This window comes from Proteus sp. ZN5 (assembly GCF_011046025.1).
Lineage (GTDB): Bacteria > Pseudomonadota > Gammaproteobacteria > Enterobacterales > Enterobacteriaceae > Proteus.
In genome coordinates, this window is sequence record NZ_CP047639.1 from 3,565,235 (window position 1) to 3,584,290 (window position 19,056).

Genomic DNA, 19,056 nt, shown 5'->3' on the forward strand with positions numbered 1-19,056 from the left:
CAGAATTAGCCTGCTATTTTCGTCAAAATACATTTTTAGTTTTCTATTATGAAAACACAATGCTTATCTTTCACTAGTAATTGTTCAAACACAGACAAATATACTCTAAATATTTTGAAGTGTAGCTAGGTGACAAGTGAATGAGTCACTAGAAACATACAAGCAGTATGTGACTTGTGAAAATATACGTAGTCAATAACGCTACAATTTGAAATATAACGAATTTAGAATAAAAGAGGTTATCTCACTTTATGGCAATCATAGGAATATTCTTCGGCAGTGATACTGGCAACACTGAAAATATTGCCAAAATGCTTCAAGAAAGACTGGGCGCTGATAATGCCGAAGTTCATGATATTGCAAAATCCAGTCAAGAAGACATCGAAGCGTTCGATATTCTGTTACTAGGTATTCCTACTTGGTATTATGGTGAAGCACAGTGTGATTGGGATGACTTTTTCCCAACACTAGAAGATATTGATTTCAATGGTAAGCTTGTTGCACTATTTGGTTGTGGTGACCAAGAGGACTACGCAGAATATTTCTGTGATGCAATGGGTACTATCCGCGATATTATTGAGCCTCGTGGTGCAGTTATTGTAGGACATTGGCCAACAGAAGGTTACCATTTCGAAGCCTCTAAAGGGCTTGCAGATGATAATCATTTTATCGGCCTTGCGATTGATGAAGACCGTCAACCAGAATTAACCGAAGAGCGTGTTGACGCTTGGGTTGCTCAAATCAAAGAAGAAATGAGCCTAGACGAAATTCTGGGATAAAATAAATACTTAATATTGAGAATGATAATTATTCAATGGTGTGCTAAGATAGTGTGATAGGTGGGGTGTTTATTTTTAAATATCATGCCTATAATCAATGAGGTTATTTATTCACCCGAGTATTAATGAATAAAACCTATTTGTGAGCACAAAAATTAAATTCACCATTAGCAACAGGATTAAATCCGCATGACCGACAATAATAAAGCGTTAAAAAATGCTGGGTTAAAAGTTACACTTCCTCGCTTAAAGATCTTGGAAGTGCTCCAGGATCCTGAGTGCCATCATGTCAGCGCTGAAGATCTCTACAAAAAACTCATCGATATCGGTGAAGAGATTGGTCTGGCAACCGTGTATCGCGTCTTAAACCAATTTGACGATGCTGGTATTGTTACCCGACATAATTTTGAAGGTGGTAAATCAGTATTTGAATTAACTCAACAACACCATCATGACCATTTAATTTGTCTTGATTGTGGTAAAGTTATCGAGTTTACAGACGATGCAATTGAATTACGCCAAAGAAACATCGCTGAACGTCATGGTATCAAGCTTTCCAATCATAGCCTTTATTTATATGGCCACTGCGCTGAAGGCAATTGCAAAGAAGATAGCCATGCACATGATGAGAAATAATTCATTCTGGATAATCTCTCAGTAAAAAAAAGGAACTGTTCACAGTTCCTTTTTTATTGCCTAAAATCCGAGGATAACTCTACTTAGCCACACTGATACTGTGTTTAATATGTTTTAAATGAACCACAATAGTAAATGTAACAATAACCAATAGTGACCAAGAGCCCCATTTGCCTGCATGTACGGCAGACCAAGCACCAATTTGGTTAGGATATTGCCAAACACCAAAAAATGTACCGAAATTCTCAGCAAGCCAAATAAAGAAACCTATCAGAACAAAAGCAAGTAATAAGGGCATTTTTCGCTCTGTATCATAAGGTGTAAAATAAACCACACTACGAGCATAAAGACCTAAAATAAAGGCTGTTAAGTACCAACGATAATCACCGATAAAGTGATGAGAAAAGAAATTAATATAGATAGCGAGCGCAACCAAAGTTGCCATCCAATAAGGTGGATAATGCTCAATTCGTACTTTTAAAAAACGCCATGCTTGAATTAAATAACTTCCTACTGCGGAATACATAAATCCTGTAAATAAAGGGACTTCCCACAGTTTAGTGTAAGCAAAATCAGGATATTTCCACGATCCAATTGCTGCTGATGTTTTAAATAATTCCATCACAAAACCAACAATATGAAAAAAACAAATCGCTTTTAATTCATCCCATGTTTCTAGCTTTCCCCACACCATCCATAATTGAAAAGCGATAGCGAGAATAAGAAGCACATCATAACGGGGTATACCAAAGACACCTTTACTTGGTGTTGCAAATAAAATAAAAAAGAAAAATCCCGCAAATAAACAAGAACGTGCCTCTTTCACACCAAAAAAAAGAAATTCAACAATAAATCGTTTTATACCTTTAAAGGGTTTTAATGGTGGCTCTAATAAAAAATCATCCAATCGCTTTAACATGCTTCTTCCTGAAAACTCGCATTATCGAACAGCATTCACTGCAGAATAATAAATAAGGTGAGATAAAATGAATGGCAAGAAATTTGCCATAGAATAAAAAAACCTACAAGGATGAAAAGGACGAAAAAGAAAGGAATTAAAAAATAAAGGTATTTACCCCCCACTACGATACCCACTCTGACTGCCTTTACTTAGGGTAAATACCTTACGCAAATTCTGCGAAATAACTGAAGTACAGGAGATAAACATAACCCACTCACATTTATCTCAAGCGACATGACGACTTTACTTCATTACTTTTACTACATACTGCGATTTTAAAACGACTCTTTACTACTTTTTACTTCGACTCTTTACTTCTACTCTTTTGCTTCTTACTACTGCTGACAAGTTTACTTTATTAACGAGGCTTATTTGTAAGGCTCTTTTTAATTACCGCATCCCTACCTTTCTACTACTTATTTTTACTTATCGTAATCGTATTTAGCTTTTTTAGTCTTATTCAGGATAAAGTGCAATTAATACACTTTATCCTTATGCCTATATTAGAAAATAGTGAATGGCATTATCACGTTAAACTTAACGTCTTTTTCATCTTGGAAAATATTACCAAAACCGCCTTCATAACTAGGAATATCAGAGTGGTTATCATAACGGGTATAGTGAAGCTTAAAGAGAGTGCCTTTAGCGCGACCTTCTTGAACTGTATACATAATATCCGCATTCCATGCACTTTCTCTGATACGCTGACCTTGGTCATAAATGGCTTTACCACTTGGCTTAGCATCCCATGCGTAAACATAAGAAGTACCTACTGCCCAGCCTGACAGATCCCAGTTTTTCAGATCGTACATAACGCCAGCATAAAGTGCTTTTTCTCCATTGGCGTTAAAATCAGAACGGCCATCCCACCAGACATCAAGGCGACCATTAGATGTTGCCCAGCCCGGAGTCATACGTTGTAAGAAATAACCTTGATTACCTTCCGCTTTAACCCACGTTCCTTCTACTTTGAAGTCAAATACATTGTAGGTATAACCAAAAGTCAGTGCTTGTAACCATGCCAGCCCATCATAAACGTCATTAACGCCACCACCGGTAACTTTATCTTTAGCACCGTAGAATTGGTAAGACGTTCTTAATGCATTGTCAGCAATTGGGAAATCATAAGAAACTTTACCGAAATACTGATCGATATAACCATCGGCCTGACCAAATGCAGCTTCTAACACTAGGCTGTTTTTAAAATCATATTTGGCACCGAAAGAGTGAAGATAGCTGATATTTGTTTCTAGATCAGCTTTACGGAAATTGTACATATTCCGATACCATGGTGCTTTGTATTCATCTGTCCACATATAGGAGAAAGATAATTCACCACTTTTATCGAAATCAAAGACAGCACCCGCTTCAGCTCCGCGGTAAGTTCCCGGTAAGAAGCTCCAGTGTGGGCGCAATAAGCTTTGGCCTTTAGGTTGAATATATCCACCTTGAGCCCAGAAGTTGCCTAATTTGAATTTCGCAGCCGCTTTATAAACGCTCATGCCACTGCGATCGCCAGTCCATTTTTCATCCCAGCGACTTTTTGCATCACTAAAACCGATTTCGTTAGGTGCCGCAGGGCCACTGTTATTCAATTCAGCCGCACCAAAGGCTGCTAAATCAATACCAATAAAATCACCAAGGTAACCTGATGAGAAATCTAGATTAGCGTTGAAAGTAGAATGGTGTAAGTTAGCTTTGTATTTGCCGTAATCAGGGCTATTTGGTGTTAACTCTTTTCTATCACGGTCACGTTGCCAATAAAAAAGACCGCCAGTTAAGGTTGAGTCATCAATAAACCCTTCAGCATGAGACATTTTTGCAGGTAGTGCAGTTACAAGCAATGCGCCCATAACGGCAAGTGCCACCCTGCCTGGTTTAGCATGTTGCATAACCATAGCATTGTTTCCTCTTTGACTTTGACTAAAAAAGAAATAAGCACAATGCCTATTTCCAAATATAAAACCCCAAGTGGGGAAAAAACCTAAATTAGGTTAGAAACAGCATATTTTTCGCGACGCGAATTATCAACCCCAAAAAAAGAATTTTTATCAAAATATGACAAAGGGCACATAACTAAATGATCGTTTCATTTCCTTTCTTTTATAAGGATTAATTAAAAATAAATATAATTATTTGATTTAATTATGTTTTATAAACCAATCTTTAAATGATATAAGATTTCGTTTTTATAGAAAGGAATAATAAGTAGTATTTATAAATAATCTTTTTTAACGATGTAAAATATGTGGCGTGAATCACACTTTTCTTATTACAGTTTTATTTAGCGTGATGATATGAAAAAACAAAAGAATAAAGTGATAGTCAATAAACTATTTCAAACAAAATAAATGAAAACTTATCACCTAAAAAAGAGAAAATGAGAGATTAATTAAATTAAGAATAGTAAATATTTAATATCAATAGATAAAAAATTAGGCGAAATAAGACGTAAAAAAGATAAAAAAATGCTCGATAAATAATTACCGAGCATTTTATTCATTAAGATACTAATGTGACTTAAAGAACGTCAAATTAACCTTGTTGAGAAATCTTCGCCCAAGTGTCACGTAAGCCCACAGTACGGTTAAACACAAGTTTATCCGCTGTTGAAAGTTTATCAGCACAGAAGTAGCCTTCACGCTCAAATTGATACGCTTTCTCGATAGCCGCATCTTTTAAGCTACGTTCAACAAAACCTTCACGAATAACTAATGATTCTGGGTTAATTGTTGATAAGAAATCATCTTCTGCCGCTGGGTTTGGTACGCTAAACAGACGGTCATAAAGACGGATTTCAGCAGGAATAGCATGTGGAATGCTTACCCAGTGAATAACGCCTTTTACTTTACGTCCATCAGCAGGATCTTTATTTAAAGTCTCTGCATCATAGGTACAATAAATGGTCGTAATTTCGCCTTGTTCGTCTTTTTCAACACGTTCCGCTTTAATAACATAAGCATTACGTAAACGTACTTCTTTACCTAGCACCAGACGTTTATATTGACGATTTGCTTCTTCTTTGAAGTCAGCGCGATCAATATAGATCTCACGGCTAAATGGCACTTCACGCGTTCCCATTTCTGGTTTATTCGGGTGATTTGGCGCAACAAGGATCTCTTCGCCTTCAGGCATATTCTCAATCACTAAACGAACAGGATCGATAACTGCCATTGCACGTGGTGCATTTTCGTTTAAGTCATCACGAATACAAGATTCCAGAGCTGCCATTTCGACATTGTTTTCTTGTTTCGTCACACCAATACGTAGACAAAATTCACGGATAGATTCTGCGGTATAACCACGACGACGTAAGCCTGAAATTGTTGGCATACGAGGATCATCCCAACCATTCACAATATTTTCTGTCACAAGCTGATTCAGCTTACGTTTTGACATCACTGTGTATTCAAGGTTAAGACGTGAGAATTCATATTGACGAGGATGACAAGGAATAGTGATATTATCCAGCACCCAATCATATAAACGGCGGTTATCTTGGAATTCTAAAGTACATAAAGAATGTGTGATATTTTCCAGTGCATCAGAGATACAGTGGGTAAAATCATACATTGGATAAATGCACCATTTGTTTCCAGTTTGGTGGTGTTCAGCGAATTTAATACGATAAAGCACAGGATCACGCATAACAATAAATGGTGAAGCCATATCAATTTTTGCACGTAAACACGCTTTACCTTCTTCAAAGCCACCAGCACGCATTTTTTCAAACAGCGCTAAGTTCTCTTCTACGCTACGTGAGCGATAAGGGCTATTTTTACCTGGCTCTTTTAATGTACCGCGGTATTCACGAATTTCTTCAGCGCTTAACTCATCAACGTAAGCTAAGCCTTTATTAATCAGCTCAATCGCATATTGATAAAGTTGATCAAAATAATCTGAGGAGTAATGAATGCTACCTTCCCATTGGAAACCTAACCACTGAACATCTTTTTGAATTGAGTTGATGTACTCAATATCTTCTTTTACTGGATTGGTATCATCAAAACGTAGATTACATTTTCCCTGATAATCTTTAGCAATACCAAAATTCAGGCAAATTGATTTCGCATGGCCGATATGAAGATAGCCATTAGGTTCAGGTGGGAAACGCGTTTGAACGCTCTTATGTTTCCCAGTAGCCAGATCTTCGTCAATAATTTGACGAATAAAGTTCGTTGGGCGGGCATCTGCCTCATTCATGGTCATTTTTTCCTCAAAGCAAAACGCATAATTAACCCACTATAATCCAATATGTAGGTTTCATAAATACCTTAGCTAAATACACCCCTGAGATATTTATCAAAATAGAGATAAAAAAACGGGAAGTTTGAAAGACTCCCCGTTTTATCGTCTTATTTAACCATCTCTTTATAGAGGATTAAATATCTATATAGAATTTATTTTAACACGTTGTAGATAACCGTTTTATTTCCGACCACAGCACCAGCAACTTGTTCAGCAATCTTATCAAAATCATCAATATTGCTAACAATGACAGGGCTTATCATCGATTTGGCATTAGCATTCAGATATTCAAGATCTAATTCTAAGATAGGTTGACCGACTTTAACGTCTGCACCTTCTTCAACTAAACGCTTAAAGCCTTTGCCACCTAATGCAACGGTATCAATTCCCATATGCACAATGATTTCGACACCATTGTCAGTCTCAATACAAAATGCATGGTTAGTATCAAAAATCTTAACAACAGTACCTGTCGCAGGCGCCATCACGATATTAGAGGTTGGTTTGATTGCTACACCATCGCCAACGACACCGCTAGAGAACGCTTCATCAGGCACATCTTTCAATGCTACGACTTCACCATCAAAAGGCGCGACCATTTCAAGTAACACTTTTGCATTTGCGTTATCTTGTTTTACAGGTGCCTTTTCAGTCGATACTGTTGAAGGAGATGCACCTTCATAAGCAGCAACTGGGCCTTGTGTTAATACATCACGCATTGCGTTAGCCACAAGTTCTGCGCGTGTACCTACAATTACTTGAACACTTTGTTTGTTTAATCGAATAACACCGGATGCACCTAAGCGTTTTGCATAAGCATCATTAACAATCGTGGCATCTTTTACATTTAAGCGTAAACGGGTAATACAAGCATCAATACCGGTTAAGTTATCAGAACCACCGATAGCTGCGATATATTGGCGAGCTTCTTGTTGAATGCCTTCTTTACTATTTGCTGGCGCTGTTTTGATATCTTCATCATAACCATCAGCAGTTTCATCACCAATCACATCATCTTCACGACCCGGAGTTTTCAAGTTGAATTTGGTGATAATGAAACGGAAAATACCGTAATAAATAAAGAAGAAAACAATACCTTGAACAATCAGCATGTACCAATGAACAGCAAGTGGGTTACGTGAAGATAAGAACATATCCACTAAACCTGCACTAAAGCCGAATCCTGAAATCCACTCCATGCTTGCTGCGATATAAACAGAAATCGCCATTAAGAATGCGTGAATAACATAGAGCACAGGTGCCACGAACATAAAGGAGAATTCAAGCGGTTCAGTAATACCTGTGAAGAAGGCAGCAAATGCACCTGCAATCATGATACCAGCAACTTTTGCTTTGTTCTCTTTACGAGCACAGTGATAGATCGCAAGAGCCGCCCCCGGTAAACCAAACATCATTACTGGGAAGAAACCAGCTTGATAACGACCGGTTACACCCACAGTTGCTAAGCCTGAATCGATAGCTTGCTGACCTGCTAGGAAGTTAGGAATATCGTTAATGCCTGCAACGTCAAACCAGAATACAGAGTTCAACGCATGGTGTAAGCCAACTGGAATTAATAAACGGTTAAAGAATGCGTAGATACCCGCGCCTAATGCTCCCATATCTTTAATGCTTTCACCAAAGCTGACTAATCCGCCATAAATCACAGGCCAGATATACATCAGAATAAAGGCGACGATGATCATTAAAAACGAGGTTAGAATAGGAACTAAACGGCGACCACTAAAGAATGACAGTGCACGAGGCAGCTCAACGCTACTAAAGCGGTTATAAAGCTCGGCAGAAAGTACACCAACCAAGATCCCAACAAACTGGTTATTTATTTTACCAAAAGCAACAGGAACCTCTTCTAAAGGTAGGCCTTTGATCATTGACACCGCAGCTGGAGAGCAAAGCGTTGTCACGACCAAGAACCCAACAAATCCTGTTAAAGCGGCAGCACCGTCTTTGTCTTTCGACATACCATAAGCAACACCAATGGCAAACAAGACTGACATATTGTCGATGATGGCAGCACCAGATTTGATAAGTAAGGCAGCAAGCGCGTTATCGCCACCCCAGCCTACTGGGTCAATCCAGTAGCCAATCCCCATCAGAATTGCTGCTGCAGGTAATGTAGCAACAGGCACCATCAGCGCCCGTCCTATCTTCTGCAGATAACTTAAAATATTCACAAACTCCCCCTTGGATAGCCCCTATGCGGGATCTTATTCATACTCATTCATATTTTATAATAAAATTGATGAGCTAATTATTTAATTCCATTTTTAGTCTAAAAAAATTATTTCGTATCGCAAATTAATTAGTCATAATTTGTGATTAGAGTCACTAATATCGTATAATTTTTAGCTGAAATGCTGGCTAAGTCAGAAAGCTTATTTTATGATTAAAAATATCTTTTGGCGGGACATTTCGATCATCAGCTAAAAATGAAAAGAAATTCGTGTTATAGATGAGCCACTGATAATCACACGATGAAATAACACGTTACTGAGTTATCAGATTTGTCTTTTTTCTATGAGGTTACTATGAGGTTAATCCCCCTATCCACGGCAAAACAAGTTGGTAAGTGGTCTGCAAATTACATCGTTGAGAAAATCAACGCGTTTAATCCAACTGCAGAGCGCCCTTTCGTACTTGGTTTACCGACTGGTGGCACGCCATTGGCGACATATAAAGAGTTAATTGAATTACATCGTGCAGGAAAAGTCAGCTTCCAACACGTTGTGACGTTCAATATGGATGAATATGTTGGTATTCCATCAGATCATTCACAAAGCTATCGTACTTTTATGTACGAAAACTTTTTTAATCATATTGATATTAAAGATAAAAATATCAATTTATTAAATGGTAATGCTGAAGATCCACAAGCAGAATGCGAACGCTATGAAGCTAAAATCAAGTCTTATGGCAAAATCAATCTGTTTATGGGCGGTGTAGGTAACGACGGTCACATTGCATTTAATGAACCTGCGTCATCACTCTCTTCACGCACTCGAATGAAAACGCTAACTGAAGATACACGCTTAGCAAATTCACGTTTCTTCGACAATAATGTTAATCATGTTCCTAAATATGCACTGACAGTTGGTGTAGGCACATTATTAGATGCTGAAGAATTAATGATTTTGGCAACCGGTTTTAATAAAGCGCAAGCAGTACATGCTGCAACAGAAGGCGCTGTTAACCATTTATGGACGATTTCCTGTGTTCAACTTCACCCTAAAGCAATTTTAGTGTGTGATGATCCTGCAACAATGGAATTACGTGTAAAAACATTGCGTTATTTCCAACAGATTGAAGCGCAAGAGTGTCAGAAATACCAAGACTAAGTTTAGTAAAATAAGTACCTACTGATTAAGTAGCGGAAAAGGCTAAACTCTCTTACTTATCAGCCAGAATTTGCTGGCTGATATCGGCTTTTTAGATTGACTTCCCTTATCAGGAGACAAAGGTATGTTTGCCTTAACAAATGCTGTTATTTATACAGGTTACGACCGTTTAGAAAACCACGCCATTATTATTAACGGCTCCCGTATTAAGCAGGTTTGCCCACAGGATCAACTGCCAAAAGATATCACTGTTCGTGATATGAAAGGTGCAATTGTCTCTCCCGGTTTTATTGATTTACAGGTAAATGGTTGTGGTGGTGTGCAATTTAATGACACACCTGAAAATGTCACTGTTGAAACGTTAGAAATTATGCAAAAAGCGAATGAACGCTTAGGTTGCACTAGCTATTTACCAACGTTAATTACCTGTTCTGATGAATTGATGAAAATAGGCATTGAAGCAACACGTGCTTATATGAAGAAACATGAAAATAAAGTGTTGGGATTACATTTAGAAGGCCCATATATCAATGTGATTAAAAAAGGGACCCACGATCCACAATTTATTCGTCAACCAAGTGCTCAGATGATTAGCTATTTGTGCGATAACGCTGATGTCATCGCCAAAATAACCCTTGCACCAGAAATGGTTGATGAAAAGTATGTTCGTCAATTAATCAAAGCAGGTATCATTGTTTCTGCCGGTCATTCTAATTCAACTTATGAAGAAGCTCGTAAAGGATTCCGTAATGGTATCTCATTATCGACTCACCTTTACAACGCAATGCCTTATATTACAGGCAGAGGCCCAGGGCTTGTAGGTGCTATTTATGATACACCTGAAGTTTATGCTGGTATCATTGCTGATGGTTTACATGTTTCATGGGCAAATATTCGTAACAGTAAGCGTTTGAAAGGTGAAAAATTACTTTTAGTCACAGACGCTACTGCGCCAGCGGGGCTTGATCCTAGCAAAAATGAGATGGATAGCTTCGTTTTTGCTGGTAAAACCATATATTATCGTAATGGCCTTTGTGTCGATGCAGATGGCACATTAAGTGGATCATCACTAACCATGATTGGTGCAATTAAAAATAGCGTGATCCATGTAGGTATTCCATTAGATGAAACATTACGGATGGCAACACTGTATCCTGCTCGTGCAATTGGAATGGAAAAAGAATTGGGAACAATTGAAGCTGGAAAAATTGCTAATCTCGCTTCTTTTGATAAGGACTTCAACCTTTGTGCAACGTTTGTCAATGGTATCGAAATAACTGAATAACTAATGGATGTATATGCTGATGAGTCATAACAACACTGAAACGCAAATTGGCAATATCGATCTTGTTAAACAACTTAACAGTGCGATTGTGTATCGACTGATTGATCAACACGGGCCAATTTCCCGTATCCAAATAGCCGAACAAAGCCAACTAGCGCCAGCCAGTGTGACTAAAATTACTCGTCAGTTGCTTGAACGAGGCTTAATTAAAGAAGTTGATCAACAAGCATCAACTGGTGGACGTCGCGCAATTTCTATTATTGTTGAACACCGCAATTTTAATACCGTCAGTGTGCGATTGGGGCGTAATGATGCCACTGTTGCTCTTTATGATCTAAGTGGAAAAGTCATCATTGAGCAACACTACCCTTTAGAACAAAGTACTCAAAGTGAAGTTGAAGCTCTACTTATCAATGCAATTGATGATTTTATTAAACAAAATCAGCGTCGTATTCGTGAGCTTATTTCAATTTCTGTGATCTTACCCGGTCTTGTTGATCCCAATAAAGGCATTGTTCGTTATATGCCTCATATGAAAGTGGATAATTGGGCTCTAGTGAATAGCTTAGAAAAACGTTTTGGTCTGCCTTGCTATGCTGGGCATGATATTCGCAGCCTTGCACTAGCTGAAAACTATTTTGGTGCTACAAGAGATTGTGAAGACTCATTACTAGTCCGGATCCATCGTGGCGCTGGCGCTGGTGTTATTATTAATAATAAAATTCTGCTCAATCAACGTGGTAACTTAGGAGAGATTGGTCATATTCAAATCGATCCTCTAGGTGAACGTTGCCATTGTGGTAACTTTGGTTGTTTAGAAACGATCGCATCCAATACAGCTATTGAAGCCAAAGTGCGCTATCAATTAGAACAAGGCTATCCAAGCCAGTATTTATCACCAACACAGTGCCAAATCCAAGATATTTGTCGAGCCGCGGTTAAAAATGACCCGCTAGCAGTCGAAACCATCAAACAAGTGGGTTTACACTTAGGTAAAGCTATCGCAATTGCCATTAACCTATTTAACCCACAAAAAGTGGTTTTAGCGGGTGAATTGACAGAAGCAGCTGAAGTTTTACTTCCCTCAATTCAGAGTTGCATTAATACACAAGTATTAAAAGAATTCAGAGAAGAGCTTCCTGTCGTCACATCAGAGCTTGATCATCGTTCTGCCATAGGGGCTTTTGCCTTGACTAAACGCGCAATGCTTAACGGAGAATTGCTTCAACAGCTGTTAGAAAAGTAATTTATTGTTGATAAATTATACTTTTTGGGTTGAATGCGCACTTTTCTGATCTTCATTGTGAAATAAGTCTAAAATTCAATCAGTAATATTTAAAGAAAAAGAAATGTAGTGTGAATTTTTCATCTCATTTCTTTTTTTTATGCCCATTACTCCACCTCTTCTCCCTCTTTGACTTAATATCACTTCTCTTACTGCTTTGTTTTTTCTTTTTATTCACACTCTATTGCACCTTATTCTTTGAGATATTTTTTATCAATAAGGTTGTTTTTTGGATCTTTTTTCGACAAAATGATTAACCATCGAGCAAACGGACACGTTTCTCGAAAATTAATGCAAAAAGCAGTTGACGGATTTGTCTGTAATACGCATAATGCGCCCCGCAACGCCGACGAAGGTTATGCAAAAAAAGATGGCTATGTAGCTCAGCTGGTTAGAGCACAACACTCATAATGTTGGGGTCACAGGTTCGAATCCCGTCATAGCCACCATCTTTTTTGCGGGAGTGGCGAAATTGGTAGACGCACCAGATTTAGGTTCTGGCGCCGCAAGGTGTGCGAGTTCAAGTCTCGCCTCCCGCACCATTTTAACCTCGTCAAGAATTTATCAGTTGGGATATCGCCAAGCGGTAAGGCACCAGGTTTTGATCCTGGCATTCCCAGGTTCGAATCCTGGTATCCCAGCCATATTTCTGATAAATAAGCGTGTTGACAATTGAATTAGCGGATGGGATATCGCCAAGCGGTAAGGCACCAGGTTTTGATCCTGGCATTCCCAGGTTCGAATCCTGGTATCCCAGCCATATTTCGCTAGATTCAATACGGCTATGTAGCTCAGCTGGTTAGAGCACAACACTCATAATGTTGGGGTCACAGGTTCGAATCCCGTCATAGCCACCATTTTTTGGGATATCGCCAAGCGGTAAGGCACCAGGTTTTGATCCTGGCATTCCCAGGTTCGAATCCTGGTATCCCAGCCATATTTTGAAAGAGAGACTCGCTGAGCGAGTCTTTTTTTCTCCAAGTTGTTGCGGGAGTGGCGAAATTGGTAGACGCACCAGATTTAGGTTCTGGCGCCGCAAGGTGTGCGAGTTCAAGTCTCGCCTCCCGCACCATTGATTACTAACGTGTTTATCACGAAATCAACAGATAAGACTCGCAATAGCGGGTCTTTTTTGTTTTTGTCTCTTACATTTTTCTTATCTGTTATCTAAACATCATTTCTTCTCCATCTTTTCTTATTCCCCTGCTCTCAAAGACCAATAAGCTCCACACCAATATTTTTATTTATTCTCATCATTCCACACTTTCTGATCTCTCTGTACATATATCCCCCTAAATACTATACTCCCCTATAGTATATTTAAGGGTTATGTATGCCACACTCACCAGCAGAAAAAAAAGCCGCGTTAACTCGTGTAAGAAAAATTAAAGGGCAACTTCTTGCATTAGAAACTGCCCTTGAAAATGAAAACGAATGCGGTCAGGTATTACAACAAATTGCCGCCATCAGAGGTGCTATCAACGGCCTGATGGCAGGTGTACTCGAAAGTCATTTACGTGAAGGTCTTATGGATGCCGTCGCTTCTCCTGAAGATCAAAAAAATTCCGTTGATGATGCCATTTCACTTATCCGCACTTACCTGCGTTAATAACAAAAAAGGATACACCATGAAATCTCGTGCTGCGGTCGCATTTGGACCAGGAGAACCTTTAAAAATCGTTGAAGTTGATGTGATGCCACCAAAAGCGGGTGAAGTGCTCATAAAAATCAGCCATACGGGCGTTTGCCATACAGACGCTTTTACGCTTTCAGGTGATGATCCTGAAGGTGTATTCCCTGCTATTCTTGGCCATGAAGGCGCAGGTGTAGTTGTCGAGGTTGGTGAAGGTGTCACCAGTGTTAAACCAGGTGATCACGTTATTCCTTTGTACACAGCTGAATGTGGCGAATGCTTATTTTGTAAATCAGGCAAAACAAACTTATGTGTTGCAGTCAGAGCAACGCAAGGTAAAGGTTTAATGCCAGATGGGACAACACGTTTTTCTTACAACGGACAGCCTATTTATCACTATATGGGATGCTCTACTTTTAGCGAATACACTGTGGTGGCTGAAGTTTCTTTGGCAAAAATCAATCCAGAAGCCAATCACGAAGAAGTTTGCTTATTAGGTTGTGGCGTAACAACAGGTATTGGCGCGGTTCACAATACAGCAAAAGTACAAGAAGGTGACTCTGTTGCTGTGTTTGGTTTAGGTGGTATTGGTCTTGCCGTTCTTCAAGGCGCAAGACAAGCCAAAGCAGGTCGTATTTTTGCTATCGATACAAATCCTGAAAAATTTGCTTTAGCGCGCCAATTTGGTGCAACTGACTGCTTAAATCCTAACGACTACGACAAGCCTATTCAGCAAGTACTTGTTGAAATGACACAATGGGGTGTTGACCATACATTTGAATGTATTGGTAACGTTAATGTCATGAGAGCCGCGTTAGAAAGTGCGCATCGTGGTTGGGGTCAATCCATTATTATTGGTGTAGCCGGTGCAGGACAAGAGATCTCAACTCGCCCATTCCAATTAGTTACAGGGCGCTCATGGAAAGGTACAGCTTTTGGCGGTGTTAAAGGCCGGAGTCAATTACCCAATATGGTTGAGGATGCAATGAAAGGTAATATCGAACTTAAGCCTTTTGTTACCCATAAGCTACCGTTAGAAAAAATTAATGAAGCTTTTGATTTAATGCACGAAGGCAAATCAATCCGAACTGTTATTCATTTCGATTAATCATTCTCAAGCCTATGTCTCATAGGTTTGTCTTTGTTTTTAAAGGAGTCAAAATGGAAAGGATTGAACGTCACGCCTGTTTTGGTGGTTGGCAAGAAGTTTATCAACATACATCAAAGGCGTTAAATTGTGAGATGAAATTTGCCATCTATCTTCCTCCTATGGAAGAAAAGCAAAAATACCCTGTTTTATATTGGTTATCAGGCTTAACCTGTAATGAGCAAAATTTTATTACTAAATCAGGCGCTCAACAATTTGCAGCACAACACGGCATTGTTTTAGTGGTACCTGATACCAGCCCTCGCGGTGAAAATGTCGCTGATGATAGTGCTTATGATTTAGGGCAAGGCGCTGGTTTTTACCTTAATGCGACACAATCGCCGTGGAATGCTCATTACAATATGTATGACTATATTATTGATGAACTTCCTACACTAATAGAAACGCATTTTCCTGTGACTCATCAACGTGCTATTAGTGGGCATTCAATGGGTGGGCATGGCGCATTAACGATTGCATTGCGAAATTCTACACGCTACAGCAGTGTGTCAGCGTTTTCTCCGATTGTGGCACCGTCAGTTGTTCCTTGGGGTAAAAAAGCGTTTAGCGCTTATTTAGGCGATGATACGACACAGTGGCAACAATATGATGCGGTTGAATTAATTAACCAAGCAGAAAGTGTGTTACCTATACGTGTTGATGTCGGACTTGATGATCCTTTCTATCAAGAGCAACTGAAGCCTGAATTATTTGCACAAGCTTGTGATACAAAACAGTTCCCTTATCAATTGAATTTACATCAAGGGTACGATCACAGTTACTATTTTGTGGCGAGTTTTATTGGCGAGCATATTGCTTTTCATGCCAAGCATTTAAAAGCGTAACAATTATGCGATGATCTTCTTGTTGATAGCCAACTCAGATCATCGCATTTCTAATTATTTAATACCTAAGGCATAACGCAATGCCGCTTCTTTCGCTTTTCCTGCATGTTGAGCCGCTAAAAGACCGATATTTCTAACAACTTTTAAACCCGGTAATTGGTGACTAAAGGCGTGATAAAATACATCCATACCCGCTTGCATAACTAAATTATCAGGCATACGACGACGCTGATATTTTTTCAATAACGCCATTGAATCCCAAGGCTCGAAATGTTTTTTAGCCTCAGCCACTAAGTTCAAGAAACAATCCACATCACGATAACCTAAGTTAACACCCTGTCCTGCTAATGGATTGATGGTGTGAGCCGCATCTCCCAATAAAACAATCCCTTTATCAACATAACGATTTGCATGCTGACGTGTTAATGGGAATGAACCTGCTGCAATAGGTGTTGCTTTGCCTAATCGCTCAGGGAAAGCGTGTTGAATTTCTTTTTCTAACTGCACCATTGACATATTTTGCAGTTTTCTAATTCTATCAGGCGAGTCATACCAAACCAAACAAGCCCAATTATCAAAAAGTGGTAAATAAGCACGAGGTCCTGAAGGGTAAAAGCGTTGCCATGTGCCCTTTTCAGGGGGTAATTCTGTTTTCACCGTGATCAGCATGCAAGATTGGCGATATTGCCAGCCATTGCTGCCAATACCCGCAAATTGGCGCACTTGAGAATTTGCACCATCCGCACCTACCACTAAATTTGTAGTGACTTCACTGCCATCAGAAAGTGTTACTTTCCATTTATCATCTAAATAAGTCATTTTACTTAGACTATTTGGACATAATAAGGTGATATTGCTATAACGTTCAGCCTCTTGCCAAAGAGCTAATTGCAGAATTCGGTTTTCAACCATATACCCTAATTCAGGTAAACCTAAGCTTTTAGCATCAAAAACCACATGGGCATTTTCTTCTTCCCATGTTTCTAAGGTAAGATAAGGCGCAGAACGCATAGCTAAAACATGTTGCCATGCACCTAATTGTTTTAATAGACTAACGGACGCGCAACTAATCGCAGAAATACGGATATCAGGATGAGATGACGCATCAAAAGGTGCTGGAGACTGTCGTTCAATCATTGCAACACGCAATCCTTCTTGCGCCAGCCCAATTGCAACAGCAGCGCCAATCATCCCGCCACCAGCGATGATTGCATCAAAATCGTTTTTTACATTACTCATCATTGTTATGCCATAACTCATTACTTTAAATAATAGGTAAGCGCTGTTTCAGTTTATTTCTATTAAACTAAACGCCATAGAGAATTAGCGCCGACTTGCTCTAGTCACTGACCACACAAATGACTACAATAACCGCCTTATTGGCTTATTACACGCAACGTTTTCCAATGATTAGCTATTGTCTCACTGAAAATACCGGATTTACACAATGTCGACGATAAAAAAACTGTACATTAAAACTTGGGGCTGTCAGATGAATGAGTACGATTCATCCAAAATGGCAGACCTACTCGAAAGCACCCACGGTTATCAGTTAACCGATGTCGCCGAAGATGCGGACATTCTACTGCTAAATACCTGTTCTATCCGTGAGAAAGCACAAGAAAAAGTCTTTCATCAGTTAGGACGTTGGAAATATTTTAAAGATAATAAACCCGATATTATCATTGGCGTCGGCGGTTGTGTTGCTTCTCAAGAAGGTGAATACATCCGTCAACGTGCGCAGTGTGTCGATATTATCTTCGGACCACAGACTTTACACCGTTTGCCTGAAATGATTAATCAGGTTAAAGGTACTAAAAGCCCAGTTGTTGATATCAGCTTCCCCGAAATCGAAAAATTTGACCGTTTACCTGAGCCTCGCGCTGAAGGTCCTTCGGCTTTCGTTTCCATCATGGAAGGCTGTAACAAATACTGCTCTTTCTGCGTAGTGCCTTACACTCGTGGTGAAGAAGTTAGCCGTCCTTGTGATGATGTGCTATTTGAAATTGCTCAATTAGCGGCACAAGGTGTGCGCGAAGTAAACTTGTTAGGTCAAAACGTTAACGCCTATCGTGGTGCCACTTTTGATGGTCAAATCTGTAGTTTTGCTGAATTAATTCGCTTAGTTGCCGCAATTGATGGTATTGACCGCGTTCGCTTTACGACCAGCCACCCTATCGAATTTACTGACGATATTGTTGCCGTTTATGAAGATACACCAGAATTAGTCAGCTATTTACACTTGCCAGTGCAAAGTGGTTCTGACCGTATTCTAACATTAATGAAGCGTAACCATACTGCACTTGAATATAAGAGCATCATTCGCAAACTCCGCAAAGCACGTCCTGGTATTCTGATAAGTTCAGACTTTATCATCGGTTTCCCGGGTGAAACTCAGGACGACTTTGAAAAAACCATGCAATTAATTGCGGATGTTAATTTCGATATGAGCTTTAGTTTCATCTATTCAGCACGTCCGGGCACTCCAGCTGCTGATTTACCTGATGATGTCAGTGAAGATGAGAAGAAACAGCGTTTATATCTGCTACAACAGCGCATCAATCAGCAAGCGATGAACTTTAGCCGTGCAATGTTAAACACAGTACAGCGTATTCTAGTAGAAGGACCTTCACGTAAAAATGTGATGGAGCTTTCTGGCCGTACTGAGAATAACCGTGTGGTTAACTTTGAAGGTACACCGGATATGATTGGTAAATTCGTTGATGTTGAGATTGTTGACGTTTATGCCAACTCACTACGTGGTAAAGTCATTAGAACGGAAGATCAAATGGATTTACGTATTCACGAATCTCCAGAATCCGTTATCGCACGTACACGTAAAGAAGATGAATTAGGGGTGGGTGTTTACCAACCTTAATTG

General features: G+C 39.3%; 14 protein-coding genes and 7 tRNA genes. 16 read left to right on the forward strand and 5 right to left on the reverse strand.

The window, feature by feature from the left end; translation table 11 throughout:
• The first annotated feature begins 251 nt into the window (after nucleotides 1-251).
• Both fldA and fur read left to right on the forward strand, forming a co-directional pair.
• On the forward strand, nucleotides 252-779 hold the full coding sequence (gene fldA, locus GTK47_RS16435) for a flavodoxin FldA (protein ID WP_004244384.1): 528 nt from the start codon (nucleotides 252-254) through the stop codon (nucleotides 777-779).
• 189 nt (nucleotides 780-968) lie between these two features.
• Nucleotides 969-1,415, forward strand: coding sequence for a ferric iron uptake transcriptional regulator (gene fur / locus GTK47_RS16440; RefSeq protein WP_023581171.1), 447 nt, complete (start codon nucleotides 969-971; stop codon nucleotides 1,413-1,415).
• Between the two features lie 79 nt (nucleotides 1,416-1,494).
• Here fur and GTK47_RS16445 read toward each other — a convergent pair whose 3' ends face one another.
• From GTK47_RS16445 to nagE, 4 genes are all read right to left on the reverse strand, one after another.
• A complete protein-coding gene (locus GTK47_RS16445; protein WP_165125234.1) occupies nucleotides 1,495-2,334 on the reverse strand; it encodes a DUF817 domain-containing protein in 840 nt (279 codons plus the stop codon).
• A gap of 545 nt (nucleotides 2,335-2,879) precedes the next feature.
• A complete protein-coding gene (locus GTK47_RS16450; protein ID WP_099075900.1) occupies nucleotides 2,880-4,274 on the reverse strand; it encodes an OprD family outer membrane porin in 1,395 nt (464 codons plus the stop codon).
• A gap of 637 nt (nucleotides 4,275-4,911) precedes the next feature.
• Entirely contained in the window at nucleotides 4,912-6,579 is a 1,668-nt protein-coding gene (gene glnS, locus GTK47_RS16455; RefSeq protein WP_165126716.1) for a glutamine--tRNA ligase, read from the reverse strand.
• Nucleotides 6,580-6,776: 197 nt separating this feature from the next.
• Nucleotides 6,777-8,819, reverse strand: a complete 2,043-nt coding sequence (gene nagE, locus GTK47_RS16460) for an N-acetylglucosamine-specific PTS transporter subunit IIBC (RefSeq protein WP_165125237.1) — start codon at nucleotides 8,817-8,819, stop codon at nucleotides 6,777-6,779.
• A 354-nt stretch (nucleotides 8,820-9,173) separates the two neighbouring features.
• On the opposite strand from nagE, the gene nagB reads away from it, so the two are divergent.
• The 13 genes from nagB to fghA all read left to right on the forward strand — a co-directional run bounded on the left by nagB (nucleotide 9,174) and on the right by fghA (nucleotide 16,175).
• On the forward strand, nucleotides 9,174-9,980 hold the full coding sequence (nagB, locus tag GTK47_RS16465; RefSeq protein ID WP_165125239.1) for a glucosamine-6-phosphate deaminase: 807 nt from the start codon (nucleotides 9,174-9,176) through the stop codon (nucleotides 9,978-9,980).
• Between the two features lie 124 nt (nucleotides 9,981-10,104).
• Nucleotides 10,105-11,265, forward strand: a complete 1,161-nt coding sequence (gene nagA, locus GTK47_RS16470; protein WP_165125242.1) for an N-acetylglucosamine-6-phosphate deacetylase — start codon at nucleotides 10,105-10,107, stop codon at nucleotides 11,263-11,265.
• 13 nt (nucleotides 11,266-11,278) lie between these two features.
• Nucleotides 11,279-12,511: an N-acetylglucosamine repressor gene (locus GTK47_RS16475; protein WP_206535864.1), complete on the forward strand. Its 1,233-nt coding sequence runs from the start codon at nucleotides 11,279-11,281 to the stop codon at nucleotides 12,509-12,511.
• Between the two features lie 411 nt (nucleotides 12,512-12,922).
• Nucleotides 12,923-12,999, forward strand: a tRNA-Met gene (locus tag GTK47_RS16480).
• An 8-nt stretch (nucleotides 13,000-13,007) separates the two neighbouring features.
• Nucleotides 13,008-13,092, forward strand: a tRNA-Leu gene (locus GTK47_RS16485).
• Between the two features lie 27 nt (nucleotides 13,093-13,119).
• A tRNA-Gln gene (locus GTK47_RS16490) sits at nucleotides 13,120-13,194 on the forward strand.
• A 41-nt stretch (nucleotides 13,195-13,235) separates the two neighbouring features.
• A tRNA-Gln gene (locus GTK47_RS16495) sits at nucleotides 13,236-13,310 on the forward strand.
• A 20-nt stretch (nucleotides 13,311-13,330) separates the two neighbouring features.
• Nucleotides 13,331-13,407 (forward strand) — tRNA-Met (locus GTK47_RS16500).
• 5 nt (nucleotides 13,408-13,412) lie between these two features.
• Nucleotides 13,413-13,487 (forward strand) — tRNA-Gln (locus tag GTK47_RS16505).
• A 50-nt stretch (nucleotides 13,488-13,537) separates the two neighbouring features.
• Nucleotides 13,538-13,622: transfer RNA gene (locus GTK47_RS16510), tRNA-Leu, on the forward strand.
• 261 nt (nucleotides 13,623-13,883) lie between these two features.
• On the forward strand, nucleotides 13,884-14,159 hold the full coding sequence (locus GTK47_RS16515; RefSeq protein ID WP_036938507.1) for a metal-sensing transcriptional repressor: 276 nt from the start codon (nucleotides 13,884-13,886) through the stop codon (nucleotides 14,157-14,159).
• Between the two features lie 19 nt (nucleotides 14,160-14,178).
• Nucleotides 14,179-15,291: an S-(hydroxymethyl)glutathione dehydrogenase/class III alcohol dehydrogenase gene (locus GTK47_RS16520; protein WP_165125248.1), complete on the forward strand. Its 1,113-nt coding sequence runs from the start codon at nucleotides 14,179-14,181 to the stop codon at nucleotides 15,289-15,291.
• Between the two features lie 53 nt (nucleotides 15,292-15,344).
• Nucleotides 15,345-16,175: an S-formylglutathione hydrolase gene (gene fghA / locus GTK47_RS16525; protein WP_165125251.1), complete on the forward strand. Its 831-nt coding sequence runs from the start codon at nucleotides 15,345-15,347 to the stop codon at nucleotides 16,173-16,175.
• A gap of 54 nt (nucleotides 16,176-16,229) precedes the next feature.
• Here the strand turns inward: fghA and ubiF are convergent, their stop codons facing one another.
• A complete protein-coding gene (gene ubiF / locus GTK47_RS16530) occupies nucleotides 16,230-17,417 on the reverse strand; it encodes a 3-demethoxyubiquinol 3-hydroxylase (RefSeq protein ID WP_206535865.1) in 1,188 nt (395 codons plus the stop codon).
• Nucleotides 17,418-17,622: 205 nt separating this feature from the next.
• On the opposite strand from ubiF, the gene miaB reads away from it, so the two are divergent.
• Nucleotides 17,623-19,053, forward strand: coding sequence for a tRNA (N6-isopentenyl adenosine(37)-C2)-methylthiotransferase MiaB (gene miaB, locus GTK47_RS16535; RefSeq protein ID WP_088493439.1), 1,431 nt, complete (start codon nucleotides 17,623-17,625; stop codon nucleotides 19,051-19,053).
• The last annotated feature ends 3 nt before the right edge of the window (nucleotides 19,054-19,056 follow it).